Origin of the sequence: Vibrio sp. OPT41 (assembly GCF_015163595.1) — a bacterium.
GTDB lineage: Bacteria > Pseudomonadota > Gammaproteobacteria > Enterobacterales > Vibrionaceae > Vibrio > Vibrio alginolyticus.
In genome coordinates, this window is the sequence record NZ_JADDYH010000072.1 from 95,258 (window position 1) to 121,278 (window position 26,021).

Here is a 26,021-nt window from a genome sequence, read left to right on the forward strand (position 1 = left end):
GGAGTAAAGAAGAATGTCATTTACTAAAGAATCAATTCAAGAACTTGTAAATAAGGGTAGCGTTCCTGAATTTATTAAAGCCATTGAAGCTAAAAATACGCTTTCCCAACTGATTCTAGTGCCTGACAACTGTTCCCTAAAAGATTTGGAACAGTACCAAGAACACCGCAATAACTTGCGTGGCGAGTTTAATACAATCTCGATCACTGAGTTTGCGAAGTATGCAAAAGACCACCAGCTAGAAGGCTCAAAGACTTTTATTGATGCTGATTCAATGAAAGCTAAAACAATCTTTGACGTTGGTACTAACGACAAAGCTGGTCATCAACTTCACAAGGCTTCAGTATCACTAAAACGCACTGCACCATTTAAAGCGCTGCTAAACATCGACGGCGAACGCATGGAACAACGCGATATGGCTGAGTTCTTGGAAGATTGGAAAGACTACATTTCTGCGTTTGACTCAAACGGCGAACAAATTGAAATGTTCAAAGCGATTGCGGCTGTTCGTGAACTTGATTTTGAACACACTCGCGGCTCAAACCGACAAGTTAGTGATTTCTCTCAATCACAAAGCGAATACGAACGTATTGCGACTAAAACTCGTGAAGATCTTGTGCTACCTGCGGCATTTGTATTCACTTGCGAACCATACTCTGGTTTAGGTGATTTCCGCTTTGAGTTGCGCCTATCAATAATTCGAAATGAGCTTTTAACCCTACGCATTAAACGCATGGAAGAGATTCAAGAGCAAATGGCTGAGAAGTTCCTTGAAGTCGTTAAAGAAGAGTTCGCAAACCAATCGGTAGCAATGCCGACTTACATCGGTACTTACTAATGAGTAATGGTTCCCTCACTCACGAGGGAACAAATCAGATAAGTTGTATTCACAAGGTAGACCAATGACCAACCAAACCCAACCTGTAGACGTTGCTGTTAATCACCTTCTAAACATGGTTCAAAACCAACTTGGTAACGTCCTTTCTCTTGTTGAAACCCAAGCACAATTAGTTTCTGAATCTCTAAACTACGAAACCGATCAGTACAACGAACTAATTGATCGAATTGAAAAGGCTGAGTCTGAACGCGACACGCTTGAACTGAAAGTTATTGAGCTGACCAAAGAGAACGAAGCAATTGAACTAGACCACCTAGACAAGCTCAACAAACTACGCAGCGAATTTAACTTACTAAAAGCAAGAACGGCTGATCTTCCTGCACTAAGAGAAGAAGTTAAGCGTTACCGTGAAATGAATCCAGACGCTTTAAAGCAACGCCTAGCTAAATCACGCGCAACTGCTGACGAGCGCTTAAACACAATCAACCGTTTAAAGAAAGAATCAAGCGACTACCGCAAAGAAAATATTCGCTTGAAAAAAGAAGTTACTCAACTAAGCGAAGCGGCATTAGAAGCAACGCACCTATGCGAAGAGTACAAAGCTCGATTGCATTTCATTGATGGTGACGTAGAAAAGCCATACGTTGGCAAAGACGGTTTAGAGCTATTTATCTACCGTTATGGCTACCCTCTTGCGTTCAAGCCGTTGGTTAAAAATCTAAGCGTAATTCGTGACTTAAACTTCCATATTGAATTGCGTTCCAATTGGGCTGTTTGTTGTGTGGTAAGTGTTTCTGACTGGCTTATCCCATTAATCCCAACAGTTCACGAGTTTGAAGGCCGTATTCCTACAGAGCTATATACAGACCTTCAAGAAATTTACACGAACGCTGCTGAAGTTAGCCACCAGCATCTAATTGCGCGTGTGGAACACTTTAAAGAAGTCACACTTGAATCTGTTTACGACGGTGCAATCACCGAACGAGAATTAAAGCTTCTGAACGATGCAAATTATTTCTCTGTTTACAGCGTAATGCACCCAACCGATGAACAAATAGCAAAATCAGTTAAGGGCATTAGCGAAGCAAGTGCGTCAAAAATCCGAGCAGCAATTGACGAAAAGATCGTTCAACCTTGGGAACGCGAGAACTGGACGAAAGAGCAAGTAAACGAGGTTCGTCGCAAGTGAAATACGATGTGATTTATGCCGATCCACCTTGGCAATTCAGCTCAAAAAGAACTGGCGGTTCAATGAAAAGCGGCGCTTCACAAAAGTATCCAACAATGACGATAGACGACTTAAAGAAAATGCCAGTTGGTGAACTGGCATCTGATAACTGTTATCTGATCATGTGGTACGTGAACGCCATGCCTAAAGAGGCCTGTGATCTTGCTGAAGCGTGGGGATTTACCGTTAAAAACATAAATGGATTGGTTTGGGGAAAAGAGACTGTTAACGGCTTGCCTTTCTTTGGTCTTGGTTACCACACAAGAGCTGGAACAGAATCGGCACTAATCGCGGTTAAAGGTAGGCCAAAACCAGCAAGTCGCTCCGTTCGCTCTTTCTTTACGGCACCAGTTGGCGAACATAGTGCCAAGCCACAAGAAGGCCGCAGCAAAGTAGAAAAAATCGCTGGACGGTTCGCTAGAAAGCTTGAGCTTTTCCATCGAGGCGAACCAAGAAATGGTTGGGATGTATTCGGCAACCAATCGGCACCAAGTTTAATTTTAGATGAGGTTGGATTCAGAAAACCATACTTAGCGGAAATTCAGCTTCAATATGAGGAATTAGAAAAGTGGAAGAAAAACTAATTAGTATTGAGCAGTTGCTTGTTAGATATCGCCCTTTTGCAATGCGCGATGGTGAGAACTTCACAAAGCGCGGCCTATACAACTGGCGTAAAACAAAAGGCTTCCCTGAACCTGTTATCTCATCGCCACGACTCATTTGGAAAACTAAAGATGTTCTCAAGTGGGAAAGTGATCAGGGTTACGACTTTTTGTAGGTGTTGTTGAAGGGCGTTATTTATGGAGGTCGATTAGAGAAAAACTTGACAACATATAGAAGTGAGCATGCCTTTCTGTAATGCTTGAAAGGCTATCATGGATGGGGTGCAGAACATGAGCAATCAATGATGCCCAATTTAGAGTTAGTCTAAACGCAATCTGTCAGTTTCTTTTCCAAGATGGACTATATCTGACAGATCTCTCTAAATCCGTCCTATCCTCAAAGCAATTCAGAACAAAAAATTCTTGCTCACTTCGCTCTTTATCATATTACATACCAAAAGTTATTCGAAAAAGTGTGGGGAACAACATATTTGAAGTTATCGGGGATGATGAAACCCAACCGCTGTTAACTTTCATTAGCCGATTGATTACACATTGATCAGGTATTAAAAAGGTTGCACACCCAATGGGTAAAAGGATACTTTTAGTGGTTAATTAATGTTTATAAATTTTTGAGGTTTGCTCATTTGGAAAAAGTTACAATTGCCATATCTGGTGTGTTAGTTGGGTTCCTTGTAAATCGAGTTTATGATTGGGTTTCATACATGCTTTGGCAAACTAAAATTCGTTCCAGCTTAGTTGAAGAGTTAACACTGGTTCATGATGACATTTTATTTGTTAAGTCAATCATCAAAACAAAAATTGAAGGTTCAGAAAGCATCGGGGCGGGTAGCTACCCAAGAAAGATAAGTTATCCAATATATGAGAAGTATTATGCCGATGTTTGCCTTAATTTTAACAATTCACAGCGTTCTTCTTTCCAGCAAATATATACCGGAATAGAAGAGTTAAATAGTTTTATCGTGGAGCTATATACAGAGTGCTCAAACGACGATTATTGTAGTAGTAATGGTACTCATCAACGTTTAGCTGGAAGTTACTCTACAGCAAATGACATATTGTTTTTAATCAAAAATCATGTTGAGCACCCAAGATTTCCACTAATTGGTGACCAAGTTAATGCTGAGCTGAAACTAAATAGAGAAAAAACAGACAGTTACCTTAGAAAGTATGGTTTTAAGTTCAACTAATGTTTATAGCAAAGTGCGACAGTTTCAATGATCGTTAGCGTTTTAAATGCAATAACTTAGATTTATTATTAGCGCAGATTACTACTTAACACATGTTATACAATCGGAGGTATTCGTTTGAAAGTTGGTATTGAGACACTTTACGAATTACATGAAAAATTAAAATTTGAACGGCAACGAGTTAGTCAAAGTTATCACCCTTACGATTTCTTCAACTTTGTGGTCACCGCATGGCACTTGCACCACGACTGGATTAATAACGATAAAGAAAATCGACCTAACCTGATTCACAAAAAAGTTCAACAGGCACCACCGCAAATGAAGGAACTAGTTCATGTCATGAAGGATCTCGCTAATGGTTCGAAGCATTTTCGATTGAACAAACGTAGTGATGAAGAAAAAGTTGTCACAGAAATACATAAACCAGAAATTAGGGATCATTTTACTTACGTGTTTGGTCCTCAGCCAGGAATTTCAGTAGCAAACGCATATTACACTATTGGAGAGTTGGTCGACATTCTTGATGAGTATTTTGAGTGGTTGTTTGATGATCTTGTTCCAGCCGATAGCTTTCCTGAAAAATTGCAAAAAAAACTTATGGCTAGAGTGATCTAAAAACTTCATACAAATTGATATAGCACATTGGAATATCATTTTGTATATTACATGGTTGATCTGGATATGCTGATTCTTAAGTATTTATTTTATAGCAGAAGTATCAAACCTTAGAAAATTAGCTAGTAGAGCTGAGAGACAACACATGAATAAAAAGCTATTAATTTTAGTGTCACTTATTCCGGCATTTAATTCGCTAGCCGAATGGAAGACATCTAGCAACATTGATCCAATGACTAATGAACAAACGTATTTTGCTCGGTCTCAAAATGTTAAAAGTATAGAGCCCATGCCTGCTCCGTACTCTGATACCAAGTCATGGGTTAGTGTCGGTTGCAATAATACTGGCTCTATATGGGTGAATTTTGGTTTTACAAAGGCACCCAACATGACAGATGACACTACAAAAAACGGTTTTTCTTCTGCAAACAGACGGGTTAAGTGGGATGAGGAAATCGAATTGGTATATATGACTCAAAAATGGGGTTCAAATTTCATCTACATTGCAGAGTCAGAAATAAACAAGATAAGCAAACTAATGAGCAGCTCATCAATCACATTAGACTTATCTTCTTGGTATGGTTCTCCAAATACTTATTTTAAGTACAGTTTGTCAGGTTCTAGTCGAGCCATCGAAAATATTCTAAATAAGTGTGGAATTTCGTTCAAAAAAAGTGCGTGTCAGAACATTGAAAATGAATTAGTAAAGTACAACATCTTTCGGGGGACATATGGACGAAAAGAAGAAATCAATTCATTGTTCGAGCAAGGGAAAATAAATAATACTGATTTTGCAAGGCTACATAAAGTAAATCAGGCTTGTATTGATGAAGTGGAAGCTAAAAATAATTAACAGTTTATATAGTTTTTCAGGCATCGGACTTTAGCAAAATCGTTTAAAACACTGTCCAAAAGCGATCAGTGTTTTCGTCGATTAGTACAAGTAAAGATACCGACCGCCTAAGAGAGTCAACACGCGACAAACTAGCTAAAGCGCTCGATATCAAATCTCATCAACTTTCTACTTTATAGTTAACTACGGCATTGTGATAAATTTTCATGGCGTCTAGTTGCTGACTCAAATACTGGCCTTTATTGTAGGTTTTCATTTCACCAGCCATTTCATGACCCAACATCTTTTCAGCGATGTAAGGCTCAATTTTCAAATCACCGAAGTGTGTGGCTAAGGTATGTCTAAATACGTGTGGCGACCAGCTTGGCAACGCTAACGCCGCTTGCAGCGGTCTAAAACGACTTTGAAAGCCTTGCACTCCTAACTCCCTACCCCTGTTCGAGATAATCAAGTTCTCAGAGCTTGGATGAAGGTCGTATAAAAACTCAAAGTAACCAATCAAGAAATCTGGAATTGGACGAACGATCAAACGCCCGTTCTTGCTGTTTTCTGGTGGCACTTTCCAAGTTCTACCTTTCAGGTCGATGTTAACTTTCTTGGCCGTTCTCAGTTCTCCGCTACGTGCTCCGGTAAACATGAGAATCAAACAAGCTGCCGCAAACTCAAGAGGATATTCACCAGAACGGCAATAGTCGTAAATCTGCTTGAGTTCTTTGAATGATAAAACCCTATCCCTTGGCTTCGACGGTGTACCAACAAAACGGCTTTGAATATTGATCAGTTTGTTCTCTTCAATAATGTCTACAGCCATTAGGTATTTGGCACACTGCTTTAATTCTGTCAGCAAGCGAACTGGAACAGTTTTACCTTCAATAGTCTTAATCACGTTGATCCAATCAACGGTTTTCATCTGCTCCCATTCATTAGAGCCAATCTTGCTAATTATGTGTGTATATAGCGCGTTGATAATTAGCTTTGGATATTTGCGTCTTGGGATCAATTCTTCATTAATCCAAAACTCAATACACTCTTGAACGGTTGCGATTTTCTTTTTGGCTTTGTTGTTTCGCGGATCTAAACCTTGCTCAAGCATCTTTTTAGCTTCTCGGTGAATATCCCTAGCTTCTTTTAAAGAAACTTGAGGATAAGTGCCGATTGTTAAGATTGCTTGTTTCCCCTGCCAGCGGAAGCGATAGCAAAAGCTAATTTTTCCGCTCTTATAGAAGCGCGCAAGTAGGCCGCCGCCGTCGGCTAAATCTTGGTGTGGTTTGTCTGTTGGAAAGTTATTTTTGGACTTTAAAGCCCGTTCGGTGATGGTCATAGTCTACCCTGTCATATACACAATATATACACACATTACGTTGCTTCAGGCATTTTTCCCATGTCACACCAGGAAACACCATGAAGCTCGCAGCCCCCGTATTTATTGGCTTTACATGATAAACGATGTAGATTCTGGAAGCTATTAGAAAGCCGATGAAACTAAAACATATTCCCTTTATATAATTCTGTTTTCATCTTGATTCTCAGGCTTTAAAAAGACAGGCAATACTAAGGAATTCGCTGCCAAGAGACAAGCGTTACCCCATACAAGCGTAGCAAAAACTTCCGCTAGTTCCCGGCCTCTTTGCTATCACTCACACCAAAGCGCCGTATTTCTGTCACGCGCCAAACATTTGATTACACAGCACTCACATCACAATTACATATCCCCAACATGTGTGGGGTCACAATCATTCATTTCGTTGTTCGCAGTGCGCATTTGTGCACATTAATATTGTGCAGTTCGTTCCAATTACACTTATAAATTTATGCGCTCAACTATCACTTTTAAGCTCTTACTGGCGTTAATTGCTGTCTTCAGCTGCGTTCTAGCTGCCTCTACGGCTTACCAATACCATCAACAAAAAACCTTAATCAATGATGTTCTTAGTGAACAACTCCATGATAAGGCTAGTAATTATTTCGACAGCCTAAATATGATGATGCTTACGGGCACCATGTCGCAAAAAGAAACCTTACGTCAAAAGGCCCTGGCCCAAGAAGGCATTGAAGCAGTTCGCGTGTTGCGAGCTGACGCTGTGACCAAACTTTACGGACCTGGGCAACAAAACCAGCAGCCTGTCGATGATATTGATCAACGAGCGTTGAATGGTGAACTGGTGATTGAACCAATCTCAGCCGATTGGGGCAAAGGGTTAGTAGTCGCGCTACCAATGAAATCGAGCGAAAATTACCGTGGCACCAACTGCGTTTCTTGCCACGTTGCACCAGCAGGAGAAGTGTTGGGCGCGATTCGCTTGGAATACAACATGAATCATGTCAATTCAATGATCAGTAAACAGGCAATGTTTGCGATGGGAATAATGGCCGTAATCGCATTTGTGGGCTTCATCATAACGATGAGTTTGATTCAAAAAATCATTGTACGACCAATTCAAAGAACGTCGAAATTCATGTCGAATGTGAGCCATAGCAAAGATCTATCTCAACGACTTATGCATCACCAACAGGATGAAGTGGGCCAACTTTCTACAGCAATCAATTCATTCATGGATACGGTCTCCGAAAGCTTAGAACGTGTGCAAGACACCTCTCACTCACTTGCCGACTCCGCGAGTAAACTAACTGCTGTCGCGCAGTCCACAGATAAAGCGGCCAATAACCAACAGCTAGAGACCAACGAAGTACAAAGTAATATCACCGATATGTTGCAGCAACAAACTGCGGTTGAGGACTCGACTAACAACGCTACTGTTTTGGTCAATCACACCGTTGATGTCGCCACTCATAGTGCAAGCCAAGCACACAACGTCAGTGAAGACATCAAACAACTAGTAAGTAACATTGATACCGTACGGGAAAAAATCAGCTCTCTAAATCAAAGAACCGAAGAAGTGTCGTCCATTCTTGTGGTTATTAAGGGTATTGCAGAACAAACCAATCTGCTCGCGTTGAATGCTGCTATCGAAGCCGCCCGTGCCGGAGAGCAAGGACGCGGTTTTGCGGTCGTCGCGGAAGAAGTGCGTAACCTGGCTTCTAGGACGGCTGAAGCCACTGGTAATATTGAACATATCATTTCTCAATTCCAGCAAGGAAGTGAAGAGTCATTAACTTCTGTTGATACCGTCTGCCAGTTTGCTCATCAACGCTCTGTCGATGTCGAGGCACTATCAGCCACAATGCATAACGTTGTTGACGAAATGCGCCAAGTGCTCAGACATGCAGAAGATATCCAAAACCAGACGCAAACCACATCTGATGTAAGTCAGCATATTCAATCTAAAATAGATGTGATCACACTGCATGCTAACGACACATCGCAATCGGCATCGCACACGCGTGATATTAGTGTTGATTTAGAGCATCTATCCGAACGTTTAGAGCAATTACTAAACCAATTCACACTTTCATAGCACAAAAGAATGAATAAATAGAGAGATTCTCCCCATCAAAACGAATATAAAGGTTGATGCGAGCGAATTGACAGGTAATATGTCTCGTTGAATCTGTAAAATGCTACCCAACTCAGCGCTTAGCTTGTTTTTTGAACAAAAATGTTATCAGACAAGTAGTTTAAGTAAGCGTTGAGTTGAATTTTTACCTCAATGGAGAATATTGAAAACATGACTTACGCGCCTGTATCAGACGTATTGAAAGGTCAGCTAGCAGTAGACAGCGAAGTGACTGTTCGTGGCTGGATCCGTTCACGTCGTGATTCCAAAGCTGGAATCTCTTTCCTTGCCATATATGACGGCTCTTGTTTCGACCCGATTCAGGCCGTGGTCCCAAATAATCTTAATAATTACGAAGACGAAGTATTAAAGCTAACGACTGGCTGCTCTGTTGAAGTAACTGGTAAGATTGTTGAATCTCCTGCAAAGGGTCAAGACTTCGAACTTGCTGCCACTGACGTTAAAGTGGTTGGTTGGGTTGAAGATGCTGAAACTTACCCAATGGCAAAAACTCGTCACTCAATCGAGTACCTACGTGAAGTTGCGCACCTACGTCCGCGCACAAACGTAATCGGTGCAGTAGCACGTGTACGTAACTGCCTATCTCAAGCAATCCACCGCTTCTACCACGAGCAAGGTTACTTCTGGGTATCTGCGCCGTTGATCACGGCTTCAGATGCTGAAGGCGCTGGTGAAATGTTCCGCGTATCTACGCTAGACATGGAAAACCTTCCTCGCACTGACGCTGGTAAAGTGGACTACAACGAAGACTTCTTCGGTAAAGAGACGTTCCTAACCGTATCTGGTCAGCTAAACGCAGAAGCTTACGCTTGTGCGCTAAGCAAAGTTTACACTTTCGGCCCTACTTTCCGAGCTGAAAACTCAAACACAAGCCGCCACCTAGCAGAATTCTGGATGGTTGAGCCTGAAGTTGCGTTCGCAGAACTGGATGATGTAGCGAAACTGGCTGAAGACATGCTCAAGTACGTGTTTAAAGCAGTGCTTGCAGAGTGTCGCGATGACCTTGAGTTCTTCGCTCAACGCATCGACAAAGAAGCAATCACTCGTCTAGAGCAGTTCGTTTCTTCTGACTTCGCGCAAGTTGACTACACTGACGCAATCCAGATCCTTCTTGATTCAGGTCGTGAGTTCGAATTCCCAGTTGAATGGGGTATCGATATGTCTTCTGAGCACGAGCGTTTCCTTGCTGAAGAACACTTCAAAGCACCTGTAATCGTTAAGAACTACCCGAAAGACATTAAAGCATTCTACATGCGTGCTAACGATGACGGTAAAACAGTTGCAGCGATGGACGTTCTAGCACCGGGCATCGGCGAAATCATCGGTGGTTCTCAGCGTGAAGAGCGCCTAGACATTCTAGATGCGCGTATGCGTGAAGTGGGTATCGATCCTGAACATATGAGCTGGTACCGCGACCTACGTAAATACGGTACAGTGCCACACGCAGGCTTCGGTCTAGGCTTCGAGCGCCTAGTATCTTACGTAACTGGTATGGGCAACGTTCGTGACGTGATCCCATTCCCACGTACTCCTCGCTCTGCGAACTTCTAATCACTTTTTAGTGATATTGAATTAAAAAGACCTCCCATGTGGAGGTCTTTTATTTTGTACGAATGATTTTCTAGCAACCGATGTATACACTCTAGTTGTTATTTTCGTCGTCATCCTCATCTGCTCGCGCTGCGTATTTTACTCCAACCACACACAAGCCAAACATCACAAATGGGATAACGGCAGCAGTGTATTCCGTCCAAACCATATGAGAGAAAGATTTCGCCAATATCAAGTGTGCAAACACCAACAAAAATGCGCTAAAAATAGCAACACCCATCAACCTAAGTTCATGCTTTACCAACTGCTTTTTCATTACGGCTCCTAACCTAAATGGTTGTCTGCCCATGATTGAAACACAGCTTCGGTATCGTCCACTGATACAGTTTGAGCAAAAAACAGGTAAACAGTTGGCTAATGAAGTAATTCTCCGACCGTCTTCACGGCTTGTTCTAATTCATCATTTACAAGTAACGATGTATTAAGCCTCAGGTAGTTCTCATAATTTGGAGCGATAGAAAACAACTGACCAAATGCTACAGTGATGTTCGCTTCCAATAACTTCTGATAAATCGCTTTTCCGCACTTTGTTTTCGGCAGTTCTATCCAAAGAAAATAGCCGCCTTCCGGTTCCGTGTAACGAATCGATTGGGGAAAGTACTTATCAACCAGTTCAATAAACGCCAATTGCCGCTGCTCAAGATTCTTTCGCAGTTTTCTAAGATGGCTATCATAACTATCGTTTTGCAAGTAATGCGCGATACCCTGCTGGATTGGTGCACTGCCTGACAACGTCGAGATAAGTTGCAGCTTTTGAAGTTGCTCATTGAAGCGTTTGTTTACCACCCAGCCCAGCCTATAGCCAGGGCAAAGGCTTTTTGAAAATGATCCACAATGCAACACGCGCTCTTGTGTATCAAAAGCTTTAAGTGAGCTTGGCTTTTTTTCAGAAAAATAAAGCTCTGAATACACATCATCTTCGATCAAGTACACATCGTATTTGTCAGCCAGTTCGACGATACGTTGCTTCTGCCCGTCACTTAATAAGGTTCCTGTTGGATTGTGAAAGTTAGTCATTAACCAACATGCGCGAACATCATTGCCGGCAAAAGTCGCTTCAATTTGATCCACTGAATGTCCAGTTAACGGATCCACCGTTATTTCTATCGCCTTTAGACCTAAACGTTCAATCGCTTGAAGTGCGCCATAAAACGTCGGTGATTCAACTACAACAGTATCTCCAGGCTGGGTCACGGCCTGAAGGCTCAAATTCAATGCTTCTAATGCGCCAGAAGTAACGACAATATCATCATGGGTAAACACCATACCTTGTTGGATGTACCGTTGAGCAATCAAACGGCGTAGAGACTCACAGCCCGGCGGCAAGTTATCCAATAACGTCTCTGCCCCCATCTTCCTGCCTGAGCTGGCTAGGTTGCGGTTTAGCGCTTCTAATGGGAACAATGCAGGGTCTGGAAACGCGGAGCCAAACTTCACCGCATTCGGTGAGGCCTGATTTTTGAGGTAGTCGTAAAGTTCATCGTTGATGCTGGAGCGATAAACGGAAGTGGCTGGAGAACTCGGTTCGAAGCGGTCCAACTCCGCAGTCACAAAGTATCCAGACTGAGGTTTCGCTGCGACCCAACCTTGTGCTTCGAGCAGCTGATAAGCTTGTAATACCGTACCTGCGCTGACAGAATGGTTTCGGCTTGTTACACGCACTGATGGCAGCTTTTCCCCTGCTCTCCATGTATTTTGCTGAATCTGCGTTTTGAACAGCTCAGCCAGTTGACGGTATCGGTTCATGTTTCCCTCATTTCACTTACAGCCGCACCATAGCATACTTCGCGCCAGCATTCTGATATGGGAGTATTCAATTTAGCAACGTAATTTATCAAGCTTATAATAGATATTTCAGCCACGAAGTGAGCGTTTATATCCCATACTTTGACTGTTACACACATATTGCCTTACATCTTTGCAATACCTAAAAGCCAAGGTTTTACGTTGGACTGAGTGCGTTAAACTCACTTCGAGCTACGGTCTTTAAATCAGGAGGAAGCGATGAAAGTTTTTACAATGGACGATCTCTCGTATCGCGGAAAACATAAAGGTGTACATAGTTGGGACCATCCTGGCAGTACCACCCCTTATTATTGGCATCCTGATTGGCTGCATATCGCTGAAGATGCTTTGGGTGAACACAAAAAGGCTGACCTTGAAGTCCCTGATGGAGAAACAGCGACAGAAGAGCATGCAAAAGCGGCGATTCTCAAACACTTGAATGACGAGTAGTTTAGGCTCTATCACCGTTCAAGAATAGCATTAGGTAGGCGAATCCATCGTTGTATGCTTTAAACACAAATAAAGCTAAAACCTGCCAAATAGTAAATTCTTCTGAATGAGAAGTACGCATCTTCTATAGCGTTCAAAGGGCAAAATAAGTCGATTGTTATCACATTAATTTTCATTACATCTGTTACATTTAAATAGTAATGGTGATGCACACCTCAACTCATGGATTATGAGAGAAAACAATAATGGCGAAATACAACGAAGAAGATATTAAATACAAAGGTGAATCCAACGGCGTACATTCTTGGAGCTCTCCTTCCGGCCAACCTTATTACTGGCACCCAGATTGGCTACACGTTGCGGAAGATGCGACGGGTACGCATCCGAAGCAAAAACTTGAAGTTGAAAAGACAGAAGTACCAACCGAAAAGCACGCATTAAAAGCGATCTTAAAGCATATGAACGACTGGGCGACTGAAAAACTTTCTTCTAACCCTGACATCGAAACCAATGCGGTTGAGTCGGAAATCAATCTGAAGAAATAACCCCAACCGATATCCATACTCTAACAGTAAACGCTCCACCTTTGGTGGGGCGTTTTTGTCTCAACAAATCCTCACTAGGCAATTATAAACGTGTTAACGCAAAGCACTGAATTGAAACGATTGGGATGTGTGCAAAACTTCTCCAACCATGGCATAAATGCCCTTCAAACTCTGTGCCTACCAAACGTTTTCATGGCAAAAACTTTAGTTATGTTAGAATTCTGTTTCAAATCGCAACTTTTTTAGGTTTTCTTTTCAGTAACGGTTGTAACCAATATTGCTGAAAGGTATAAATGTTAGCACACCCCTTCGATTAACATGGATGAAGATTATGTTTGAAAAAGTAGTTGCCGCTCCGGCTGACCCTATTCTTGGCCTTACTGAAGAGTTTAAAAAAGATGCTCGCGCAGACAAAATTAACCTTGGCGTAGGTATTTACAAAAACGAGCAAGGCGAAACTCCCGTTCTTGCGACAGTAAAGAAAGCTGAAGCAGCACTTGTTGAAACTGAAAAAACCAAATCTTACCTAACCATCGAAGGCACAGCAGAGTACGGTATTGCAGTGCAAAAACTGCTTTTCGGCTCTGATGCAGAAATTGTAAACGAAAAACGCGCTAAAACAGCTCAAGCTCCGGGTGGTACTGGTGCACTACGTGTTGCCGGCGAGTTCATTAAACGTCAACTAGGCGATGTAAAGATCTGGATCAGCAACCCAACATGGGCGAACCACAACGGCGTATTTACTGCTGCTGGTATCGAAACGGCACAATACAGCTACTACAATGCTGAAACAAAAGACAAAGACTTCGATGCGATGCTAAATGATCTGCAATCTGCATCTGAAGGCGACATCGTGCTTCTACACGGCTGCTGTCACAACCCTACAGGGATCGATCCTACGGCTGAAGAATGGGAAACATTGGCGAAACTTGTCGCAGAGAAGAAATTGCTTCCTCTGTTCGACTTCGCCTACCAAGGCTTTGCTAAAGGTGTGGAAGAAGATGCTGCAGGTCTTCGTACTTTTGCTAAGTACAACAAAGAAATCCTAGTCGCGAGCTCTTTCTCGAAAAACTTTGGCCTATACAATGAACGCGTAGGTGCCTTCACGTTAGTAGCTGAGTCAGAAGAAGTCGCAACAACCGCATTTTCTCAAGTTAAAGCCATTATTCGCTCTATCTACTCTAACCCACCTGCACACGGCAGTGCTGTCGTGACTCACATTCTTGGCAACGCCGAAATGCGTGCGGAATGGGAAGCTGAAGTAGCAGAAATGCGTGACCGTATTCAAGAAATGCGTGAACTATTTGTAGCGACACTAAAAGCAGAAGGTGTGGACGCAGACTTTAGTTTCATCGAACGTCAAAATGGTATGTTCTCTTTCTCTGGTCTTTCTAAAGAGCAAGTTAACCGCCTTAAAGAAGAGTTCGGTATTTACATTGTCGGTTCTGGCCGAATCAGTGTTGCTGGTATGACGAAGTCAAATATGGGCCCTCTGTGTAAAGGCATTGCAGCGGTTTTATAATCGACTGTCGCATACTTTGTTAAAAGGAAAGGTCAGCATAAGCTGACCTTTTTTGTTTTAACTTAACGCCAAAAACGAACCCGTCCGATCTAGTAGACAAACTTCAAACTCAGCCCAACTTCATTGACGTAATCTGAGCTTTCACCGCTGTAATCAGTATCTCTAAACTGATAAAAAAGACCAGTGCCGATGACTTTATGCCATTGGTAGTTAAGACCGATCTTAAAATTGTTCTCATCAACGATATCACTGCGGTTCAACTCCACTTCAGCTGTCGCAATAAGCTTTTCACTGAGCAAGTAATTCACCCCAACAGTTACAGCTTGAATCAATTCGCTATCGGAAGACAACGTATTATCCGTTTTGTCGTCCGTCGCTTTCGCTTTGATTGCGCCTATTCCATATATCCCGTAGATATCGAATTGCTCTGTAACTCCATAACGGTAACCACCACCAAACAAAAGGCGGTCAATGCGAAGAGTAAAATCATCCGGATGGAAAAACTGCGCTGAGTAATCAACATTAAACAACCAATTCTCAGTAAACAAATAGTTACCACCGAGTCCCACTGTGGTCGTATTAGAGTTATCTAACCATTCTTCGTTTGTCGTTCCGGCACCAACATCCAAATGAATGTGTTCGTACCCAAATTTTTCTGCTTGGTCCATGACCACTGCGCTTGATATCGCCGGCAAAGCAGCTAAAGAAACAAGCAATAAATTTCTCACCATTCGACTTCCTTTCATGAGAATTATCTAAACACTGTATTCCATCGCCTGAGCTACTTGGCTCAAGAAGAATAGCTTAATCTAAAGACGTGATAACGATCTGAAACAGCCAAAGATCTAATCAGTCATCACGAAGAAAACATATCGGCGACGTCTTTTTCAATTGAGGTGACCATATAGTAGTAAAAATGAAGCTCCCTTATCGTGCGATATGTCAGAATCTTATGACTGAGCACGAAAATCGCGGTTCAGATAAGACTCTGTTTTAAAACTAAGTTAAGATTACTTTATTATTTGCGAACTAAAAGGCGCCTTCGATGGATGCAGAACTTCTCGAGATTTACAACTTTCTCGCCAAGTATCCCCCGTTCAATGAACTCCCTGAAGAAACACTAAACAAGGTGACAGAGAGTATCGAAATCTCGTACTACCGAGAAGATACCCCCATCATCCATTTTGGAGACTATATCCAAGATTTATACGTGGTGCGAAGCGGTGTTGTTGAAGTTTATCGACGCAAAGGTGAGCTGTATAATCGCCTTGACGAAGGTGACCTATTTGGCCAGATGGGCATGCTCACCAATAACAAAGTCCGCTTTCCGGTAAAAGCCATTGAGGATACCCTGCTCTACTGTATTCCTGGTGACATTTTCCAAGAAATTTACGATAACTTTGATTCCTTTGCGGATTTTGTTGAAGTTGAAAATAGCGCTCGTTTACGCCAAGCCATTTCAGAAAACAAAGACGCCAATGACCTGACGACGTCGAAAGTGAAAACCTTGCTGACTGGCGATGCTCATACGATTGATCGTGGTCAGACAATCCAGCAAGCCGCGCAGCAAATGGCGAATGAGAACGTATCGGCTTTACTTATCGTCGACCCAGATTTCGTTCGTGACGAAGACGATCCACAGTCCCCAGTACTTGGTATCATTACCGACCGTGACTTGTGTACCCGTGTGTTAGCTGAAGGTTTGTCCCCACAGGACGATGTGTCCAGTGTGATGACCACGGAGGTCATGTCTCTTGACCACAACGCTTACATCTATGAAGCAATGTTAACGATGCTGCGTTACAACGTACATCACCTACCAGTGGTAAAAAACCAATTACCAATCGGTATTATCGAAACCACCGACATTGTTCGTTATGAATCTCAGAATTCGTTGTTGTTGGTGAGTAGTATTTTCCAACAACAGACTATCGAAGATTTAGCCGTTGTTGCCGAAGAAGTGAAAAGCAGCTTCGTGCGTCTGGTCAATGAAGATGCCAACTCTCACATGGTGGGTAGCGCGATGTCGGTCATTGGCCGAAGCTTCAAACAGCGTCTGCTAGAAATGGCAGAAGAAGAGCTTGGTCCACCGCCAATTCCTTATTGTTTCCTTGCACTTGGCTCAATGGGGCGAGATGAGCAACTGTTGGTGACTGACCAAGATAACGCCATCATTCTAGATGAAACTTATCAAGAAGAGAAACATGGTAAATACTTCGAAGCCCTAGCAAAATACGTCAGCGATGGGTTAGATGCCTGTGGCTACAAATATTGCACAGGCGATATTATGGCAACCAACCCACTGTGGCGCATGACTCGTTCAGAGTGGGAAGAGTGTTTTGCTGACTGGATTGATAACCCGAACCCGAAAGCACTACTCAACGCCTCCATCTTTTTCGACTTGGATGGCGTCTATGGCCGCTTAAAATGGGCAGAACAGTTAACTAGCTTTATTGTTCGTCGCGCTCGAAAGAACAACCGCTTCTTAGCGTGTTTGGCTCGTAACGCACTAAACAGAACACCACCTCTAGGCTTCTTTAAAGACTTCGTGATGGAAAAAGATGGCAGACACAACAACTCCATCAACCTCAAACGTCGCGGTACTGCTCCTCTGGTCGACTTAATTCGCGTTCACTCTCTGGCGGTTGGTTCACGAGCACAGAACTCGTTTGAGCGTCTTGACGACATTATTGATGCTGGCATTTTGCCAAAAGGTCGAGCACAAGACTTAAAAGACGCGTTAGAGTTTATTTCCATGGTGCGTATTCGTCACCAAGCGACGGATGTGGAACTAGGCATTGATCCTGATAACAATATCGAACCGGAAAACCTCTCTGAGTTTGAACGTCGCAACCTAAAGGATGCATTCCAGATCCTAAGCAATGGTCAAAATTTCCTTAAGTTCCGCTACCAAGCGAACAAGAGCTTTAAGTGAGGTTTAGCATGATTAAAAAGCTCTTTCAGAAGCCAACCATTCAGTGGCCAACGAAGTTTGAACAAAAGCTGGAGATGGCGAAGGATGAGAATTTAATTGCGTTTTATAGCAACAAGCCGCCTGCTCCAGAAACACCGTTATCTGAGGTGGAGTTCGTGGCGTTAGATTTCGAAACGACGGGTTTGAATCCTGAAAAACATGACATCATTACTATTGGTTTAGTGCCGTTTAACCTGAAGCGAATTTTCCTACGTAACTCGCGTCATTGGAAGGTACGTCCACAGCGTGCACTCGATGAAGACTCAGTCATTATACACGGTATTACTCACAGCGAATTGATCGATGCACCTGACTTAGGCGATATCTTAAGCGAGCTGCTACCATGCTTAAGCGGGAAAATCATTGTTGTTCATTACCGTCGTATCGAGAGAGAGTTTCTGGATAAAGCGCTCAAAAGCCGTTTAGGGGAAGGTATTGAGTTTCCTGTTTTAGATACGCTGCACCTTGAAGAAACGATTCAACAGAAACGTTCAGGCTCTCTCTGGGAGCGTTTAAAAGGGAAAAAACCAGAATCGGTTCGGCTAGCGCAATCTCGACGCCGTTATGGGCTGCCAGACTATACGCCTCACCATGCATTAACCGATGCAATTGCTACCGCAGAGCTACTGCAAGCGCAAATCGCCCATCATTACAGTGAAGAGCAACCCATCAGTGAGTTCTGGCTGTAATATACTTCACGCTTAATAGCGATCAAAAAAGGAGCCTGATGGCTCCTTTTTTACTTAGGTTGAGACAAGATTACAGCTTAAAGCGTTGAATCTCTTGTTCAAGTTCGTGTGATAGCTCAGACAGGTGAGCAGCTTGTTCTGCTGCTTGATGAGCTTCGACTGACAGCTCGTTAGACACATCACGAATACCTTCAGTGTTACGAGTGATCTCAGTGGTTACCGATGCTTGCTCTTCTGCTGCTGAAGCAATCTGCGTTGCCATATCACTGATACGCTCAACAGCAGTGTGGATTTGCGTCAAGCTCGCTGCAGCCGCATTGGCATCATCAACACTGGTATCAGCTAGACGACGACTGTCACCCATAATACCGACCGCCTTGGCTGTTGTGCCTTGTAGCATCTCGATAGTTTCTTGAATCTCTTGCGTTGAAGCATGAGTACGTTGGCTCAATACGCGGACTTCATCTGCAACCACAGCAAAACCACGGCCTTGCTCACCTGCACGTGCCGCTTCGATCGCCGCGTTAAGTGCAAGTAGGTTCGTTTGCTCTGCAATGCCTTGAATCGTTGATAGAATCGTATTGATGCTATTTCCGTGCGCTTCTAGCTCTTGAATCACATCAGTAGCAACTTGAACTTCTTGCGCTAAGTTCTGAATAGAACCTTGCGTTTGAGTTACTTGGCTTGAACCGTGTGAACAAGCTTGAACCGCTTCTTCTGAGTTACTTGCCGTGCTATCAGCATTACCTGCAATTTCTTGTGTCGCTGCTGCCATTTCATTCACAGCCGTCGCCACCATGTTGATTTCATCTTGCTGGTAAGAGATACGCTGACTACGCTCCTCAGCTTGCTGTGCTGTCGTGCGTGCTTGCTCTGAAAGCGCAGAAGATACGTGGCTAAGCTTAGTAACCATTGTGTGCATGTTGCCAACAAAACGGTTGAAGTTTTCCGCCAGTTTACCTACTTCATCATCACTGCGTGGTTCTAGGCGTTGCGTTAAGTCACCTTCGCCAGATGCAATTTCTTCCAGTGCATTTGATACGCGGTTCAAGTCACGGAACAAGAAACCAACTAGCCAAGAAACTGCAAGAATAACCACAATCGTGATCGCCACAGCAGTGAACAATAGATCTCGTAGCAATACCGCATGACCTGCTTCTTCTGTTGCGCGATCCATTTCAATCGCAAACATCCAATGCGTACCAGGAACTTTATTGAAGTAGTAAAGCTTCTCTTTTCCTTTGATTACCGTATCTTCGATACGACCTTCATCGGCGGCGCGCTCAATTGCCTCTTCTGAAAAATCTTTTAGAACACTGGTGATAGGCTTAAGCGTCAAGCTTTTATCTGGATGCGCTAAGAAGGTGCCTTCATTCATGTCGATTAGCATCGCATGCGCGTTTTCACCTGCATCTAAGTTAATCACATCGCTGATAAGCTGATCGATCAGTACGTCCGCACCAACAACACCAACAAACTGACCATTTTTCATTACTGGCTCAGCAATGGTCACAAGTAGTGCATTCGTGATTGCGTCTTGATATGCGGCTGTGATGATTTGCTTACCTGCGGCATCAGCATCCTTGTACCAAGGACGTGTGCGAGGGTCATAATCAGCACGGTTACGCTCCGGATGAGAGCGGTACATATCACCGTTTGGTGTACCAAGGAAGATGTCATCGAAGCCACCAGCCTTGCGAGCTTGTTGTAGGAAAGGAACAACGTCTTGCTCGGTCGAGTAATCGTTGAACGCAGTGGCAATATCTTTACGGATATTGACCCAATCAGAAATTCCCTCTGACGCAGTAGTACTAAGACTTTGCGCACGTGAATAGACACCTGAACGAGTCTGATCAAATAATTGACCAGCCGACAACCAAGTAAGTGCTGTTGCCATCACAACAACAGCAGAAAGGCTTGCGCCTATAAGCTTTTGTTTTAATGATAATTTCATATTTATAGTTTTTTGAGTTGGGAGAACAGTTAAGGTGCATGAATATTACACACTTTTTTACGACTATTCACTAATTTTTAAAAAACAAAATAGCACATTAACTCTTTGTAAAATATGAACTTTCATGTGTCATTTTTTTGTCTCGAGCGTCATAAAAACCGCACAAAAAAAGCCAGCAAATTGCTGGCCTTTTGATTAATTGTTAGTCAGACGGTTTTATAAAATGCCGAATTACTGACGCTCTGTTCTCATACCCATCAATAAGCTCACACACATTGCAAGCAGAATGAAGGTAAATGGCAGTGCTGTAGAAATGGCACCGGCCTGAAGAGCTTGAACCGCCTCGGAGCCACCAATCCATAGCAGAGCAACCGCAATTGCACCTTCCATGAATGCCCAGAAGACACGTTGAAGTACAGGTGCATCGACTTTACCACCTGCCGTGATACTGTCGATAACAAGTGAACCAGAGTCAGAAGACGTAATGAAGAACACAAGTACCAGCACAACAGCGATGATAGAAAGCATGCTACCAAATGGAAGAACATCAAACATTTGGAACATAGCAAGTGATACGTCAGTCAAGCCATTTGTGCCCAGCTCACCTACTTTATCAACAACTTGCTCGATCGCCAGGCCACCAAATACAGACATCCAAATAACGGTAACCGCCGTTGGAACCAGCAGAACTGCTGTGATGAACTCGCGAACGGTACGGCCACGAGAAACACGCGCGATGAACATGCCTACGAATGGCGACCATGAAATCCACCAAGCCCAGTAGAACACTGTCCAGCCTTGGAACCAAGCTTCGTCCGTACGACCAAACGGGTTACTTAGTGGGATGATATTCTCTACATATGCCATAAGTGTGGTTGGAATCGAACCTAGGCTCGCCGCCCAACCGATAAGACCAACAAGGAGAAGTAGCAAGAACGCCACAACCATGTTGATGTTGCTAATGACTTTAACACCACCATCGATGCCGCGTACGACTGAAACAACAGCAAGTAAAGTCACCACGGTAATAACGACGATTTGCAGACCTAGGCCTGGCTCAACACCAAATACGTGATGAATACCACTTGCTGCTTGCTGCGCACCTAGACCTAGGGATGTAGCAAGACCAAATAAAGTCGCAAGCACAGCCAGAATGTCCACAATGTGGCCAGCCCAACCCCATGCACGATCACCCAGAAGTGGGTAGAAGATCGAACGCATAGATAGCGGTAAACCTTTGTTGTAGGCAAAGAATGCTAAAGAAAGTGCTACAACACCGTAAATTGCCCATGGGTGAAGGCCCCAGTGGAACATCGTTGCACCCAGTGCCAATCTCGCGGCTTCTGGTGTATTTGCCTCAACACCAAGTGGCGTTTCATACCAACCGGTGAAGTAAGCGACAGGTTCTGCAACACTCCAGAACATTAAACCGATACCCATACCAGCTGCAAATAGCATTGCAAGCCATGACATAAACGAGTAATCGGCAACAGCGTCTTTACCACCTAGTCGGATCTTACCCATTGGTGAGACGATAAGCGCCAAACAGAAAATAACGAAAATGTTACCTGCAATAATGAACAACCAATCGAATGAACCAATAATTTTCCACTTCAGCCCATCAAGTGCCGTCTTTGCGGTATGTGCATCTAGAACTAATGCAGCGACAAGAAACAGCGCAATTAAACCTGCACTAATACCAAAAACTGGGTTATGAACATCAAAACCCCATTTTTGAACGTTGTCCTGACCTACCGTATAGTCGGTACTATCGATACTGTACTTATCTATACCCTTTGTCATCGTTCCTCTCTATTTTTGTAGTGTTTTTACGTACCAAACAAAAAAATCTTTCGAACACGATACGTTTTGCATTCCGTGAAGGCGCAAGATCCTATCATTTGACACGTTTTTGTCTATCTTTTTGCCATTAAAAAATCCAATAACTTACTTTTCACTGTGTGATTACGGCCTTTGATAGAACAAATCACTACTACAATAGTTAGACCACAAACATTTATTGCTATAATAATTTTAGCTCTTCTTATTTTGTCGAAAAGGCGCGACAAAATGGTATTGAGGACACGGCGTAAAATTGTAGGGGTAATTTTTGATTTCCCCCCTTTAAATAAGGGCGCATTTAAGTTAGTGTCGCCTCGATAAATGTTCCCTACAGACTGGATGAATAAATTGGAAAAGTACGAAGAAGTATTGGTCTCGATTCGTCAGATCATCCGCGCTATTGATTTACATTCTAAAAAGCTGAGCAAAGAGTCTGGATTGACTGCTCCACAGTTGATTTTGATGCGCGCTATCAATGACTTAGATAACGTGACGATTAAACAGTTGTCTAGCCACACTAACATGAGCCAAGCGACCGCAACGACCATTCTAGATAGACTAGAACGAGGCCAGTTTGTTGAGCGTCAGCGCAGTGTTCAAGACAAGCGTAAAGTGCATGCTGTACTTACGAGCAAGGGCCAAGAAGCTTTAAAACAAGCACCAACGCCGCTGCAAGAGCACTTCATTAATCGATTCCAAAAATTGGAAGAATGGGAGCAATCCCTTCTACTATCTTCCGTTCAACGCATCTCGACGATGATGAATGCAGAGGACATCGATGTTGCTCCAATGCTAGAGCTTGGTAGCATTACCAAAGCCGATTAGTTTCGCTCCCACGTGCTCGCTTTTTGCGGGCACTACTCTCCTACTCAGTCAAGCCAGTTTCAAACGCATATTTTGCTAACTCTGCCGTCGAATGTAAGTCCAACTTGTGCTTAATGTTATGGCGATGCGTCTCTACCGTTCGATAACTAATATTGAGTAAAGTGGCGATTTTTTTGCTGCTGTTTCCTTGAGCAACTAATTTAAGTACCGCTTCTTCCCTGCGGCTGAGAGGATTCGTTTTTTGCGTGGCAGGCACCACTTCTTGGGTAAAGAGTGTTTGTGTGACGGATTCACAGAAATACGTCGAGCCTTGGTTCACCGTTTTTATTGCTTGCACCATTTTCTCGGCCGAGATTTCCTTGAGCATATATCCTACGGCACCAGCTTGCATGACCTTCATGATGTACTCGCGATTATCGTGCATGGTCAACATAAGTATTTTGCTCTCTGGGCGAGCTTCTTTAATTACACCAGTCGCTTCAATACCGTTCATTATTGGCATGCTGATATCCATCAATATGACGTCCGGTTGCAAGTGTTTTGCGACCTCTATCGCTTCCAAGCCATTACTTGCTGTACCCACCACTTCGATGTCAGACTCTAACTCCAAACGAGCCATGAAGCCATCCAATACCACTTGATGATCATCGACAATCACTACACTAATCGGTTTATCCATAAACTATTTCATCCAAATTAAGCAGCACAGTAATCTCTGTTCCCAAGCCAAGCTCACTCATTAGCTCAAATTCACCACCGATGAACTCTACACGCTCTTGCATGTTCCTTAACCCAATCCCTTGTTGGTGCACTGCATGGTTAACCACAAATCCAACCCCATCGTCACGTATAAGTAATTGCAGCATATTGCCCATTTTTTGCAAAGTAACCGTTACTTTTTTCGCTCGCGCATGTTTTTCAATGTTATTCAAAGACTCCTGAGCGACGCGATATAGCGTCGTTGCGACTTCCGAAGTCAGTTTGTGCTGCTGAGTATCGAAATTGCTCTCGATATCAATCCCGGAATGGGAATGAAAATCCTGTAGCAAGGTCGTCAGTGCTGCTTCTAAACCGATATCATCGAGGGCGCTTGGACGGAGCTGATGAGAAATATGCCGCACCTCATTTATCGCGGTGACGAGCGATCGTTGTGATTTATCTAAGTGGGATTTGAGTTTTTCGTCTTCCAGTCTATGACTCATTAAGTCTAAATGACATTTACTGGAGACTAACAACTGATTGATTCCATCATGCAGTTCTCGCGCTAAATGCTTTTTCTCATCTTCTTGGAACATCACGGTTTTATGTGCCAATTCTTTCAGGTTCTTATCAGCGAGGCGATGCTCGTGCAGATTGATCGCCAGAGTGAGAACAATGATTACAGCAACGGTCACCGCTAAGATCACGACGACTGAGAAAAATGTCGTTTCGATATTTTTGTTCACCGCCGCGCGCATATTGGCGACTTCTCGGCTTACATCCTCAATATACAGCCCAGTCCCTATCATCCATTCCCACTTATCGAGCCATGCAGCGTAACTAAGCTTAGGGACAACTTCACCCGTAGATGGCTTTTGCCACAGGTACTGATGAAATCCACCACCGGATTGCGCTTGATACAATAGAGCTTCGATTAAGCGATCGCCATTTTCGTCTTCAAGATAGAGTAAGTTTTCCCCGACAAGCTCCGGAAGAACTGGGTGTACAAGGTTGGTACCATATTTATCATAAGCAAAAAAATAGCCGTCCGACCCATAACTCAAACGATTTAAAATCGCTTTCACACGCGTTTTGGCAACACTCTCTTCTAAAGTCGGATCGTTGTAGATGTAAGAAATGGAGTCAAAAGCGACGTCGACCGTATCTTTCAGCGCCGCTTCTTTTGATTGGATCAGGTTTTGATGAAAGATCTCCACCTCCCTTTTGCCAAGGGTCTTGGTTTGATAGATAGAGATCCAGCTGATACTCGCTGACACCAATACCACGGGTATCAGTGTCAGCAGAATTAACTTTGCTTTGAGAGGCATCCCTTCCCTCCATGAAACGCTGCCTTTACAGCTTACTATCTTAGCAGTACAAACGAATCGATTGTGTCTGCATAGACATAATTAACAGCTTAACAACTTGTCTCAAAAGGTAAAAACTCTCAGTTCACAAAATCTCTTTCTTATCGAGTGATTAACTCATACCGTAAAAACCTGGGAAAAACAGCAAAGACGCCAACACAACAATCTGAATCGCGATGAACGGCATCACACCTTTGTAGATATCTCGCGTAGTAACCCCTGCTGGAGCGACACCTTTTAGATAAAACAAACTAAAGCCAAATGGCGGTGTGAGGAACGACGTCTGCAAGTTCATCGCAATAAGAATCGCAAACCACGTCATATTAATGCCCATCAATTCAGCGACTGGCGCAATAATTGGCACGATGATAAAACAGATTTCAACGAAGTCGATAAAGAAACCTAAAATCAGAATCACCACCATGGTAATAATAAGGAATCCCCACTTTTCACCCGGCAGTTCTAACATCCACTCTTCAACTAAATAATCACCACCAGTGTAGGTAAATGCCATTGAGAAGGCGGTCGCACCAAGTAAGATCGCAAAGACCATTGCGGTTACTTTAACTGTCTCTTTTGATGCATCATAAATCATCGACCAACTAAACTGTTTATACAATAGCGATAAAATTATCGCACCTGCACCGCCTAGTGCCGCTGACTCTGTTGGTGTTGCAATCCCTGCAAAGATGGAGCCCAATACCACGATGATCAATGCTAACGGTGGCAATACAGCTTTCAGTGCTGTGAGCACTTCTTGTTTACGACTGATCGACTCATCGCGCTCTATCGCCTGTGCGGCTTGAGGGTTCAACTTCGCGTAGATGAGAATGTAGATCACATAGGCGCCAACAAGTGTAATACCGGGCCAGATCGCAGCTTGAAATAGGTCCCCTACCGGTACGCCAAGTACATCACCCAACAAGATCAACACG

General features: G+C 43.3%; 24 protein-coding genes. 15 read left to right on the top strand and 9 right to left on the bottom strand.

The features are described from left to right. The first annotated feature begins 13 nt into the window (after positions 1-13). The 7 genes from IQP38_RS23280 (at position 14) to IQP38_RS23310 (ending at position 5,347) form a co-directional block, all read left to right on the top strand. Positions 14-838, top strand: coding sequence for a DUF2303 family protein (locus IQP38_RS23280; RefSeq protein WP_021454722.1), 825 nt, complete (start codon positions 14-16; stop codon positions 836-838). A gap of 64 nt (positions 839-902) precedes the next feature. Then, entirely contained in the window at positions 903-2,027 is a 1,125-nt protein-coding gene (locus tag IQP38_RS23285) for a hypothetical protein (RefSeq protein ID WP_193838080.1), read from the top strand. Then, positions 2,024-2,650 carry an MT-A70 family methyltransferase gene (locus IQP38_RS23290; protein WP_025627164.1) on the top strand — a complete coding sequence of 209 codons (627 nt, stop codon included), beginning with the start codon at positions 2,024-2,026 and terminating at the stop codon, positions 2,648-2,650. The genes IQP38_RS23285 and IQP38_RS23290 overlap by 4 nt, the downstream gene beginning before the upstream one ends. Further along, positions 2,635-2,844: a hypothetical protein gene (locus tag IQP38_RS23295; protein ID WP_021453336.1), complete on the top strand. Its 210-nt coding sequence runs from the start codon at positions 2,635-2,637 to the stop codon at positions 2,842-2,844. The genes IQP38_RS23290 and IQP38_RS23295 overlap by 16 nt, the downstream gene beginning before the upstream one ends. Positions 2,845-3,315: 471 nt before the next feature. Further along, on the top strand, positions 3,316-3,879 hold the full coding sequence (locus IQP38_RS23300) for a hypothetical protein (RefSeq protein ID WP_140210702.1): 564 nt from the start codon (positions 3,316-3,318) through the stop codon (positions 3,877-3,879). 117 nt (positions 3,880-3,996) lie between these two features. Next, positions 3,997-4,494 (top strand): hypothetical protein, encoded by a 498-nt coding sequence (locus IQP38_RS23305; protein WP_021453046.1) that lies wholly within the window; start codon positions 3,997-3,999, stop codon positions 4,492-4,494. Between the two features lie 145 nt (positions 4,495-4,639). After that, the gene (locus IQP38_RS23310; RefSeq protein ID WP_025627167.1) at positions 4,640-5,347 is read left to right on the top strand and encodes a hypothetical protein; all 708 of its coding nucleotides are present in this window, start codon (positions 4,640-4,642) and stop codon (positions 5,345-5,347) included. A gap of 160 nt (positions 5,348-5,507) precedes the next feature. Here the strand turns inward: IQP38_RS23310 and IQP38_RS23315 are convergent, their stop codons facing one another. Beyond that, entirely contained in the window at positions 5,508-6,668 is a 1,161-nt protein-coding gene (locus IQP38_RS23315; protein WP_025627169.1) for a tyrosine-type recombinase/integrase, read from the bottom strand. Between the two features lie 490 nt (positions 6,669-7,158). Between IQP38_RS23315 and IQP38_RS23320 the strand changes: the two genes are divergently transcribed. Both IQP38_RS23320 and asnS read left to right on the top strand, forming a co-directional pair. Next, the gene (locus IQP38_RS23320; RefSeq protein WP_193838081.1) at positions 7,159-8,763 is read left to right on the top strand and encodes a methyl-accepting chemotaxis protein; all 1,605 of its coding nucleotides are present in this window, start codon (positions 7,159-7,161) and stop codon (positions 8,761-8,763) included. A gap of 210 nt (positions 8,764-8,973) precedes the next feature. Beyond that, on the top strand, positions 8,974-10,374 hold the full coding sequence (gene asnS, locus IQP38_RS23325) for an asparagine--tRNA ligase (RefSeq protein ID WP_017636101.1): 1,401 nt from the start codon (positions 8,974-8,976) through the stop codon (positions 10,372-10,374). A gap of 91 nt (positions 10,375-10,465) precedes the next feature. Here asnS and IQP38_RS23330 read toward each other — a convergent pair whose 3' ends face one another. Both IQP38_RS23330 and IQP38_RS23335 read right to left on the bottom strand, forming a co-directional pair. Continuing rightward, positions 10,466-10,690 (bottom strand): hypothetical protein, encoded by a 225-nt coding sequence (locus IQP38_RS23330; RefSeq protein WP_017636102.1) that lies wholly within the window; start codon positions 10,688-10,690, stop codon positions 10,466-10,468. 98 nt (positions 10,691-10,788) lie between these two features. After that, positions 10,789-12,180, bottom strand: coding sequence for a PLP-dependent aminotransferase family protein (locus IQP38_RS23335; protein WP_193838082.1), 1,392 nt, complete (start codon positions 12,178-12,180; stop codon positions 10,789-10,791). A gap of 258 nt (positions 12,181-12,438) precedes the next feature. Here IQP38_RS23335 and IQP38_RS23340 point away from each other — a divergent pair, with 258 nt between their 5' ends. The 3 genes from IQP38_RS23340 (at position 12,439) to IQP38_RS23350 (ending at position 14,736) form a co-directional block, all read left to right on the top strand. Then, positions 12,439-12,669 (top strand): hypothetical protein, encoded by a 231-nt coding sequence (locus tag IQP38_RS23340; protein ID WP_017636104.1) that lies wholly within the window; start codon positions 12,439-12,441, stop codon positions 12,667-12,669. Positions 12,670-12,914: 245 nt separating this feature from the next. After that, positions 12,915-13,214 carry a hypothetical protein gene (locus tag IQP38_RS23345; protein ID WP_005376885.1) on the top strand — a complete coding sequence of 100 codons (300 nt, stop codon included), beginning with the start codon at positions 12,915-12,917 and terminating at the stop codon, positions 13,212-13,214. A gap of 331 nt (positions 13,215-13,545) precedes the next feature. Continuing rightward, the gene (locus IQP38_RS23350; protein ID WP_017636105.1) at positions 13,546-14,736 is read left to right on the top strand and encodes an amino acid aminotransferase; all 1,191 of its coding nucleotides are present in this window, start codon (positions 13,546-13,548) and stop codon (positions 14,734-14,736) included. 89 nt (positions 14,737-14,825) lie between these two features. On the opposite strand, the gene IQP38_RS23355 is transcribed toward IQP38_RS23350, so the two are convergent. After that, positions 14,826-15,467 carry an outer membrane beta-barrel protein gene (locus tag IQP38_RS23355; protein WP_005376883.1) on the bottom strand — a complete coding sequence of 214 codons (642 nt, stop codon included), beginning with the start codon at positions 15,465-15,467 and terminating at the stop codon, positions 14,826-14,828. Positions 15,468-15,781: 314 nt separating this feature from the next. On the opposite strand from IQP38_RS23355, the gene IQP38_RS23360 reads away from it, so the two are divergent. After that, entirely contained in the window at positions 15,782-17,671 is a 1,890-nt protein-coding gene (locus tag IQP38_RS23360) for a DUF294 nucleotidyltransferase-like domain-containing protein (protein ID WP_193838083.1), read from the top strand. Positions 17,672-17,679: 8 nt separating this feature from the next. Beyond that, entirely contained in the window at positions 17,680-18,399 is a 720-nt protein-coding gene (locus tag IQP38_RS23365; protein ID WP_005376881.1) for a 3'-5' exonuclease, read from the top strand. Between the two features lie 70 nt (positions 18,400-18,469). Here the strand turns inward: IQP38_RS23365 and IQP38_RS23370 are convergent, their stop codons facing one another. Then, positions 18,470-20,353 carry a methyl-accepting chemotaxis protein gene (locus tag IQP38_RS23370; protein ID WP_005376880.1) on the bottom strand — a complete coding sequence of 628 codons (1,884 nt, stop codon included), beginning with the start codon at positions 20,351-20,353 and terminating at the stop codon, positions 18,470-18,472. Positions 20,354-20,584: 231 nt separating this feature from the next. Continuing rightward, a complete protein-coding gene (locus IQP38_RS23375) occupies positions 20,585-22,156 on the bottom strand; it encodes a BCCT family transporter (RefSeq protein ID WP_047103228.1) in 1,572 nt (523 codons plus the stop codon). Between the two features lie 387 nt (positions 22,157-22,543). Here IQP38_RS23375 and IQP38_RS23380 point away from each other — a divergent pair, with 387 nt between their 5' ends. Then, positions 22,544-23,020: a MarR family winged helix-turn-helix transcriptional regulator gene (locus IQP38_RS23380; protein ID WP_005376877.1), complete on the top strand. Its 477-nt coding sequence runs from the start codon at positions 22,544-22,546 to the stop codon at positions 23,018-23,020. Positions 23,021-23,060: 40 nt separating this feature from the next. Here IQP38_RS23380 and IQP38_RS23385 read toward each other — a convergent pair whose 3' ends face one another. From IQP38_RS23385 to IQP38_RS26775, 3 genes are all read right to left on the bottom strand, one after another. Next, positions 23,061-23,699, bottom strand: coding sequence for a response regulator (locus tag IQP38_RS23385; RefSeq protein WP_017636110.1), 639 nt, complete (start codon positions 23,697-23,699; stop codon positions 23,061-23,063). Next, entirely contained in the window at positions 23,692-25,047 is a 1,356-nt protein-coding gene (locus IQP38_RS23390) for a cache domain-containing protein (protein ID WP_005376873.1), read from the bottom strand. Before IQP38_RS23390 ends, IQP38_RS23385 begins: the two co-directional genes overlap by 8 nt. Before the next feature lie 151 nt (positions 25,048-25,198). Beyond that, positions 25,199-26,021 (bottom strand): TRAP transporter large permease (locus tag IQP38_RS26775; protein WP_228010174.1); only part of this gene is annotated, 823 nt, incomplete at its 5' end.